Raw genomic sequence first — 2,593 nt, forward strand, 5'->3', positions numbered from 1 at the left:
GTTGTTCGTTCATGGTGTCCCGTCATGGCAGGACACGCTTTGCGGTCTGCGAGGCCTGCACGCTTCGGGTCTTTTGTATGCTGCAACGAAGGCGGCCGCAAGTCCCCGTCCGGCATCCGTCTTTATGGGAAGGCGGGTGCCGGACCGAGGGGCGTAGGAAAGAAGATCATTCCTTGCTGAGGGAGTCGACGAGCGCGTCGAAGCTCACGGGACGCTGAGGCGCGGCGGGGGCGTCGGGCTCGGAAACGGAGAGATCGCCCGAAGCGAGCCGGTCTCTGAGCTTCTGCATGTCGGCCGGGATGTGTCCCGTGGAGGAAGGCTGGAAGATGAAGAGCTTGCGGCTGGCCTTGCCCGAGCCGTCCCAGCTCATGGGAGCGCCGGCCCAGTCCATGCGGGGGCCGGAGGAGAGCGCGCGGTTGAGCTGTCCGCTCGTCCAGCCGGGCTGCAGATCAAGCGCCGCAGCCATGCGCACGAAGTCGAAGCCGAGGGCGGACCAGTCGTCGGTACGCTGATTCTTGGCGGCCATGGCGTTGCGGAAGGCCGTCACGCCGGGGCCGGAAAGCCGGTCGTTCCACACGCCGGGGAAGATGGTGAGCGCGAAGGTGGCGGCGTTGCTGTGACTGGTGGGACCGAGGCTCTGTTCCCATATTGAGGTGCCCATCATGAGTCTGTTCTGAGCGCCGCTGTAGTGCAGGCTGGATACGAGCATGTCCATGTTCTTCCAGCTGTCGGGCAGGAATATGGCCTGGAAGTCGGCCGTGGCCACGGGAATGCTGCCGCGCTGCGCGCCGACCTGCGTCTTCACGAAGGCGCCGGCTTCCTTGGGCCAGGCGTTCATTTTGCCTGCGGTGTAGGAACCGGAGGTCACGGCATAGCCGCGCGCCGAGGCTTCCTGCATGAACAGGCCGCTCATGCGCTTGCTGTAGGAGTCGCCCGGGCTGAACACGCCGAAGGAATTGATGCCGAGGGAGGAGGCCGCGTCGAGCAGCGCCTGTATCTGATCTTCGGCGCTGGCGAAGAAGCGCCAGGCCTTCACGCCTTCGTCGCCGGAAGGAAGCGATGCGGTGAACGAGAAGAGCGCACGTCCCGAGGCGGCATCCTTCACGGCCTTGTAGCGTCCCGGAATGAGCGGGCCGCCCACCATGACGAACTGCGGAGGCAGACTCTGCACGGCCTGCTGCCAGCCGGTAAGCCCGGTGTCGATGATGCGCAGATCGACGTTCTTGCCGGAAAGACGCAGATCGTCCACGGCGGCCTGCGCGCCGGCCGCCACCTGACGGCCGAGAGCCGAGGCGGAACCGGTCTGCGGGATGACGAGCGCCACGCTTATGGTGCTGCTCGGCGCCGCAACGGGCGCCTCGCCGAGTCCGAGCATGGCGGGCGCGGCGTAGAGCATGGGATTGGACAGACGGGAAAGCACGGAGGAAGAATCGGTGAGCAGTCCGCGACGGGCGGCCTTGAGCATGACGAGATTCCAGGGGAAACTTCTTTCCTGCTCGGCCGAAACGGAGGCGGCCAGCTTTTTCAGCGTGTCGCTGTCCATGCCGTCAAGGTCGGTCCAGTACATGGTTTCCCATGCGGCGCGCTGTTCGGGCGCGGCCTTGGCATACAGTGCGGCCAGTTCCTTGCGGGCGGGATAGCCCTGCCTGCCGGGGCGGCTGGCGGCTATGGAAAGCGCCCGCAGCTTGAGCGCCTGCGAGGAAGAGGGATTCTTCCACACCATTTCGGCTCTGCGCCCCTGCTCCACGCCGGGCAGTCCGGCTATGCCGTTGGCCCAGATGGTGACTTCGTCCTGCCTCTGGAAGGGCAGTTTCTGCTTTTCCAGAAGCGAACAGCCGGAGGAAAGCAGGGCGAGACACAATGTGAGAAGAAGAATGATGCGAAAACGGGGTCTCATGGCGGTATCCTTTGTGCGTCTGGGCGAAGAGGCTCACCGGATTGCCGGAAAGGCTCGCCGTGAGAAAAAACGACGGACGATGATCAGCATGCCCGCCGTCCTGCCGGGCAACGAAACCGTTCCGGGAAAAAAGGCTCCGGGCGTCATGACGCCCGGAGCCTTGAGCATAAGCCAGCTTGCACGTGAGAGCAAGAGCGCAGTCAGCTCTTTTGCCCGCTTCCGTCTTCTTTCTTTTTTTCCGCCGCTTCCATCTTTTCGCGAATGTCACGCATCCGCATGGGATCCACCCGGAATCAGCACGACGTCGTGCCTCCGCCCCGGCGCAGCAGCATGACGGCCAACAGCGCCAGAACGATGATCAGAACCGTGCCCAGTCTGTCCATCAGGTCCATGCATTCCCTCCTTGCTGAATTTCCTGCCCTTCATTCGACTCTACCCTGATCCTCCTCCAAGTGGAAGAGGCGCGGCCCGCGCCCCGGGGAGAGAAGGGGAACAGGCAGGATTCGCGGGGCGCTGCCCCGGATTGAGCGGACGGGTTCAGCCTGCGCCGCGGGAGGGGGCAAGGTGAGGGGGCAAGGTGAGAGCAGAGAGACCTGCGGGCTGACTGAGGGAACGTGGGGAACGGGGCGAAAAAAAACATGGGAAGAGGTGGAAAGAGCGCTTCCCGTTTCCCCAAAAAAGTGCGGGACGGACCCG

General features: G+C 64.2%; 1 protein-coding gene. It reads right to left on the reverse strand.

The window, feature by feature from the left end; translation table 11 throughout:
- Positions 1-166: 166 nt before the first annotated feature.
- Positions 167-1,897, reverse strand: a complete 1,731-nt coding sequence (locus QZZ60_RS11175) for a penicillin-binding protein activator (RefSeq protein ID WP_295641420.1) — start codon at positions 1,895-1,897, stop codon at positions 167-169.
- Between the last annotated feature and the right edge of the window lie 696 nt (positions 1,898-2,593).

This window comes from uncultured Mailhella sp. (assembly GCF_905187505.1).
In the GTDB taxonomy this organism is placed as follows: domain Bacteria; phylum Desulfobacterota; class Desulfovibrionia; order Desulfovibrionales; family Desulfovibrionaceae; genus Mailhella.

Excerpts from the sequence above, each read along its gene's own strand:
- QZZ60_RS11175 (WP_295641420.1), bottom strand. The coding sequence starts at position 1,897 with ATGAGACCCCGTTTTCGCATCATTCTTCTTCTCACATTGTGTCTCGCC.